Annotated in this window: 5 protein-coding genes and 1 pseudogene; all 6 read right to left on the bottom strand. The window is 41.4% G+C overall.

Annotated elements, in window-relative coordinates; translation table 11 throughout:
- Positions 1 to 166: 166 nt before the first annotated feature.
- Positions 167 to 499 carry a hypothetical protein gene (locus tag AN618_RS12005; RefSeq protein WP_066355523.1) on the bottom strand — a complete coding sequence of 111 codons (333 nt, stop codon included), beginning with the start codon at positions 497 to 499 and terminating at the stop codon, positions 167 to 169.
- A gap of 78 nt (positions 500 to 577) precedes the next feature.
- Positions 578 to 1,873, bottom strand: a complete 1,296-nt coding sequence (locus tag AN618_RS12010) for a M56 family metallopeptidase (protein ID WP_245628531.1) — start codon at positions 1,871 to 1,873, stop codon at positions 578 to 580.
- 42 nt (positions 1,874 to 1,915) lie between these two features.
- A complete protein-coding gene (locus AN618_RS12015) occupies positions 1,916 to 2,284 on the bottom strand; it encodes a BlaI/MecI/CopY family transcriptional regulator (RefSeq protein WP_066355527.1) in 369 nt (122 codons plus the stop codon).
- 308 nt (positions 2,285 to 2,592) lie between these two features.
- On the bottom strand, positions 2,593 to 3,363 hold the full coding sequence (gene istB / locus AN618_RS12020) for an IS21-like element helper ATPase IstB (RefSeq protein ID WP_066355528.1): 771 nt from the start codon (positions 3,361 to 3,363) through the stop codon (positions 2,593 to 2,595).
- Positions 3,360 to 4,563 (bottom strand): annotated as a pseudogene (gene istA, locus AN618_RS12025) (IS21 family transposase). The gene istB and the pseudogene istA overlap by 4 nt, the downstream one beginning before the upstream one ends.
- A gap of 331 nt (positions 4,564 to 4,894) precedes the next feature.
- Positions 4,895 to 5,339 (bottom strand): transposase (locus tag AN618_RS12030; RefSeq protein ID WP_157081602.1); only part of this gene is annotated, 445 nt, incomplete at its 5' end.

Here is a 5,339-nt window from a genome sequence, read left to right on the forward strand (position 1 = left end):
TGGCCATCCCTTCATCTTTAGCTCCATTTAGAAAAAGGTGGTGCAAAATTTCAGAATCGATGGTAATATTATATTGAGCCATTTCTCATCCCTCCAGCTAGGTTTTTGTGTTGGCAATTTAATTCTAACCAGAGGGATGGGGGTGGCTCAATCCCTTTTTACACAATTATATGGACTTAACTTTAAAACCCGCAAGTTCTCTGTCATTGTATACCCAACTACTTGATAATTTCAATAGACCGTCTGAATTATATAATCTAGCTTGAGCTCCCATATATCCTGTTGGAACATTGCCATCATTACAAACCACTAAGGTTTCAGCCGTTACGTATGTGCCAGTATTATAAATGCGTGCTTTGAAATCATAATCATATCCGTAAACAGTAGCATATTTATAAGGAGAATCTGCATAAGCTGCAAAAGCAACAATTGAAAAGCTCAATATCAAAATGCAGACAGTTGAAATTAAAAATAACGTTTTATGAAACTTCTTTTTCATATTTACCATCCCTTCTCTTATTGTTCTTTGGAGTTCAGATAAAATTTATGTTACCATTTATTAGCGCTTTCTTTGACTTTAATCATTTTCATTAGTTACATATTCAATAACTCCACCTGTTTCCATTTTAAATTGACCAATGACCGTTCTCCCGTCCTTATCGTAAAGTGGTATTAGTTTTGCTCCAAGTTTGTTTAGAGCTACGGCTTCCTCGGGTGTACGCGGTTCGGGAGAGTTCAGGTCCGAGGACCGTACATAACCTAATGTTCCATCTATCCCTTCGGCTGCAATTAAATCCGGCTCCTCTCCCAAAACCTCTGCATAAATTGCCGGACCATAAGTTTCGCCATATTCATTTACTTGATATTGATAATTTGAAATTTCTTTTGGTTTTAACAAGTCAGATTTACCGCTGCCTTTTATTTCGAGAGCTGACGTCTCAACTGCACCTGCCAAAATAGCGCCTAATAATACTATTGCCAGCGTTATTGCGGTTGCAACCATGCGCATCCATTTTTTGCTCATTGGAACTTCACCTCTCAGTATCACACCGACCCTCCTTTCCAACTTTTTCCGCATGCCACCAAATGCGGAAATTAATCTGGTTTTTTTGTCCGCAACGTTCCACAACACGCTAAGCATCAATTCGCAATACCGCCTCCTTTCCCGATCGTTTATGGATTTCACGACGCTTTCATCGCAGGATAGTTCGCAAAATTGGTCGATATCGAGCCTTGCCGCATAGGCTAAAGGGTTGAACCAGTGCATCGCATTGATAAAAAGCATGAATAATTTTAACCAGACATCACGGCGCTTCCAGTGGGTCAGTTCATGAAGAAAAATGCATTGCAATTCGTCTGCAGAAAGTTTTATATCAGGCAAAATAATGCAAGGCTTAACAATACCGCAAAGAAAGGGTGTTGTTATGTACGGGGAAATATATACGGGAATTTGTCCCCTTATACCCATCTGCTGTTTACACTTTGAAAGTACTTCTAAAATCCGAGTATCATCGGTCATAAAGCAGACTTTGAAAATGCGCCGCTTCAGATTATAGTACTGGATAAGAATTACAACTATAAATATCAAAGTACCGGTCATCAAGATGTATGGAAAAGCTTTAAAGTAAACGAAAAATCCGGTACTGCCATTTTGCTGAGGTATACCACCGGAAGGGAGGTTAAAAACAATGAGCGGATTTAATTTATGAATGGAGGATAAATTAAGCCACGACATCCACCGGTGATACGGTATCAGAAAAAACATATATATAGCTATACCGGTGTAATAATGCCATGCCGCCGAAAAGTATTTCAGGGTTATCACACTCAAAATTTTAAAAATCAGGTATATCCCTCCGGCTACAACCGACATGATAAACAGCTGATTGTAAATGTTATTCAATTTAAACACCACCTACTCTTTCAGGCGTTTCATAATGCTTTCAATGTCTTCCTTCGTTAAGTCGCCATTCTCAAATAACGCGGTTATAAAGCCCACTATTGAGCCTTTATGAACTTCGTTTATGAATTGCTTCGTTTCAAAATACCGGTATTCTTGTTCCGTTATACAAGGTTCATAATAATTGGCCTTTCCAACCCTGGTTGCCTTGAGTATTCCTTTTTTTATCAAACGGCTTAAAAAAGTAATTACAGTATTTTGCTTCCATATTTTCCCTTTTGGTAAATTCTCCATGATTTCCGAAGTTGTAACAGGTCGCCCGGCTTTCCATATATACTCCATAATTTGCCTTTCTGCATCAGACATTTGTTGAAATTTTTTCATGTTTTAATCTCCTTTCATATTTCTACAATATGTAGGTTAATCTTATTCTACATTATGTAGAGATATATGTCAATATTTTATTCACAAAAAAATTTAATTTTTATAAAATTAAAGCCATAATATTACTCTAGGTAGTTAATCTCAGAATTACAGACAGCATAATACTGTGAAAATGCTTTAAATAAATATACCCTTTTTTTAGAGGTAGAAAACCATAAAAAGAAGGATACCCCTTGCTAATGTCAATAGCGGATTTAAATTGACCCATTTTCAACGGTTTTAAATTGACCCACCCTGGCTTTTTAAAATTAAGCATTATTATGTTGGTTACCATACAATCCGGTCTTTAACCTGTCCTTTAAGCGATAGCTGTTGCCCCTTATGTTGATTATGTGGGCATGGTGTAATAGTCTATCCAACACTGCAGTAGCAAGTACAGGGTCTCCCATGAGCTCCCCCCATTCTCCAAAGCCTTTGTTGCTGGTAAGTATTATGCTCCCCTTTTCATAACGGGCACTTATTAGCTGGAAAAAGAGGTTTGAACCAGTGCCGTCAAGGGGGAGATAGCCTACTTCATCGATTACAAGGAGCTTGGGCCTAGTGTAGATCCTCATTCGCCTTTCTAACCGGCTTTCTTTATATGCCTTTTTGAGGTCCTCAATGAGCCTAGAAAGACTCGTGAAGTAGACTGATATACCACAAGATAGGGCTTCTATAGCAAGAGCCACGGCAAGGTGCGTCTTCCCTACTCCAGGCGGGCCAAGAAATATTACGTTTTCTGCCCGGTGGACAAAGGCCATTGTGGCAAGCTCTTTTATTAGTTTTTCATCGATGCTGGGCTGGAAGGTAAAGTCAAATTCGGTTAGAGTCTTCCGGTATGGAAGCCGGGCAAGTTTTGACCTTACCTCGATATTCCGCCTTTGCCTTTCAGTAAGTTCAGCCTCGAGCAGGTTATTTAAGAATTCAAGATACGTGCTGTTTTGGCGTTGAGCTCTTTCAAGGAGGGCGTCAAGGAAAGATGCTGCGTTTAAAAGCCCCAGTTCTTCAAGGTGGGACCGAGCTTTTTCAAGGTCTATCATACTGTGCCCACCTCCAGGAGGCTTTCGTAAACCCCAAGAGAACGCTTCTCAACTTCCAGGGAAGATAACTTGATAGCCCTCGGTTTAGGATAGAACATGCCCTCGGCTTCTTTTAGACCCTTATATTGATCTTTGAGGAAAACGATGGTCCTTGAGCGATAATGCTTTTCGTGGGTTGCTATTACCTTCCCATCATAGAGGATTTCGATTTTGCCGTTTTTGTCCCTTACAACCACCTCTTTTCCGCTATACTGCCAGGGAACGCCGTATCTTACGCCGTCGAAGCTTAAGAGGCCATCTTTGTGGACTTTCCTTACTTGTTCCAGGAATTTTTGGTATCTGTCAGAGGTAGGGAGGGGTTTGAGGTTTTCTTCCTTCAGGCGGTCAATAGGCCTTTCCCCGGTGGTGCCGTGAATCCTCCTGTTTTTCTTTTCGCACCACACTATTGCCTGATGGTTTAAGTCACCGTAGTCTATGAACTTCCTACCCGGCAGGAAGTTGCTTTTGACAAAGTCTATTCCACTTTCTATTTTGCCTTTGGTCTGTGGACGCTGTACTCTGCACACTTTAGGGGTAAATCCAAGGGTTGCAGCTAGGTCTTCAAAGTTGGAGTTCCATATGGGCTTTCTGTCTTCTCCAGTGCCAAGTATTACGGTCTTCATTCTGTCGGTAAGGACTATGTCGGTTACTCCGCCGAAGTATTCAAACCCGTGGATCAGGCAGCGGATGAAGGTATGTATGTCGCAGCGGTTTGTGAATTCTACGTATATGGCTCTGGAGTAACCCAGTACCATGACGAAGACGTAAAGCTTACGTATTTCGCCGGTTTCCTCGTCAATGTAGGTGTATTCGCCCCAGTCGACCTGGGCCTGTTGGCCGGGCTTGGTTTCGTAGCGGCATACGGCAGGAACCTGTTTTGGAGGTCTAAATTGTCTTACATAGTCCCTTAAGATAGTGCGGCCGCCGGTATAGCCCTCTTCTTTGATTCTTTCGTAGATGACTACGCAATTGAATATACCAAGATTTATGAGCTCTTGAATGGTATCTTTGTATGGATCTAGCTTTGTTCCTCTTTTGGGATGGCTTCCTTTCGGGAATGCCCTCTGCCCTTAGGTATTTTCTTACCGTATTCCTTGAACGGCCTGTTTCTCGTGCAATTGCACGAATGCTCTTGCCCATTGCTTTTAATTCGTGTAACATGATAATAGATCCACTCCCTATCTCAATATTTTTTGATTAGCCAAATAAAACTCTTAAAATCTTAGTTTTTCTCTGAATTTAGGCTGCTTTTGCTGCTTAACCATAGATTTTTTAGACAAAACAAGACCACCTGCGGCAACTTACTAAAAGTTGCCTATCAAATCCTTCACTCATGCCCTCGACTACCCTATCATGTCTCCCGGGGTCCTACGCCCTTATTACATTCCTTCGTCCTGCCTTTGAGGGCTAGGCGGGGAGCTTTTTACTTTCATGCAGGGTCTTGCCCTTATGGGGGGAATATTGCTTCCCCGCCTTGTTGGCTATCTCACTTTTATGCCGCTAGCTGGTTTATTTGCTTCATGCGATGTTCTCCAAGAACTTTCTCTGAATCGTAATTTTCCCTCTTTTTGGCAAGGGTGAACATTACCCTTATTAGCTTCATTGAAATTGCTATTAATGCCTGCTTGGATTTTAATGGATTTTGAGGCCTTTTTAAGAAGTAGTTGTAGAGTGCCTTGAATTCCTTGTTTTTGGCTACTAACACAAGGCTTGCTTTGTAAAGGAGATTCCTCAGCTCCGGACGGCCCCTCTTTGATATTTTAGCCTTCCCCTTGTGTTTCCCAGATTGGTTTTCTGCTATGTTGAGCCCTGCTAGCTTTTGTATCTGCTTATAGTGGGTGTAGTTGGCTAGGTCACCTACTTCCGCTAGAAATCCAGCTACGGTTACTATCCCTATGCCGGGAATGCTGAGTAGGTATTGTGCTATGTCTATCTTC

It is taken from the genome of Fervidicola ferrireducens (genome assembly GCF_001562425.1).
GTDB classification, from domain to species: Bacteria; Bacillota; Thermosediminibacteria; order Thermosediminibacterales; family Thermosediminibacteraceae; genus Fervidicola; species Fervidicola ferrireducens.

What these genes read in the sequence shown, in the direction of transcription:
- AN618_RS12005 (WP_066355523.1), bottom strand. Translation starts at nt 499, where the DNA reads ATGAAAAAGAAGTTTCATAAAACGTTATTTTTAATTTCAACTGTCTGC.
- AN618_RS12010 (WP_245628531.1), bottom strand. Translation starts at nt 1,873, where the DNA reads ATGTCGGTTGTAGCCGGAGGGATATACCTGATTTTTAAAATTTTGAGT.
- istB (WP_066355528.1), bottom strand. Translation starts at nt 3,363, where the DNA reads ATGATAGACCTTGAAAAAGCTCGGTCCCACCTTGAAGAACTGGGGCTT.
- AN618_RS12015 (WP_066355527.1), bottom strand. Translation starts at nt 2,284, where the DNA reads ATGAAAAAATTTCAACAAATGTCTGATGCAGAAAGGCAAATTATGGAG.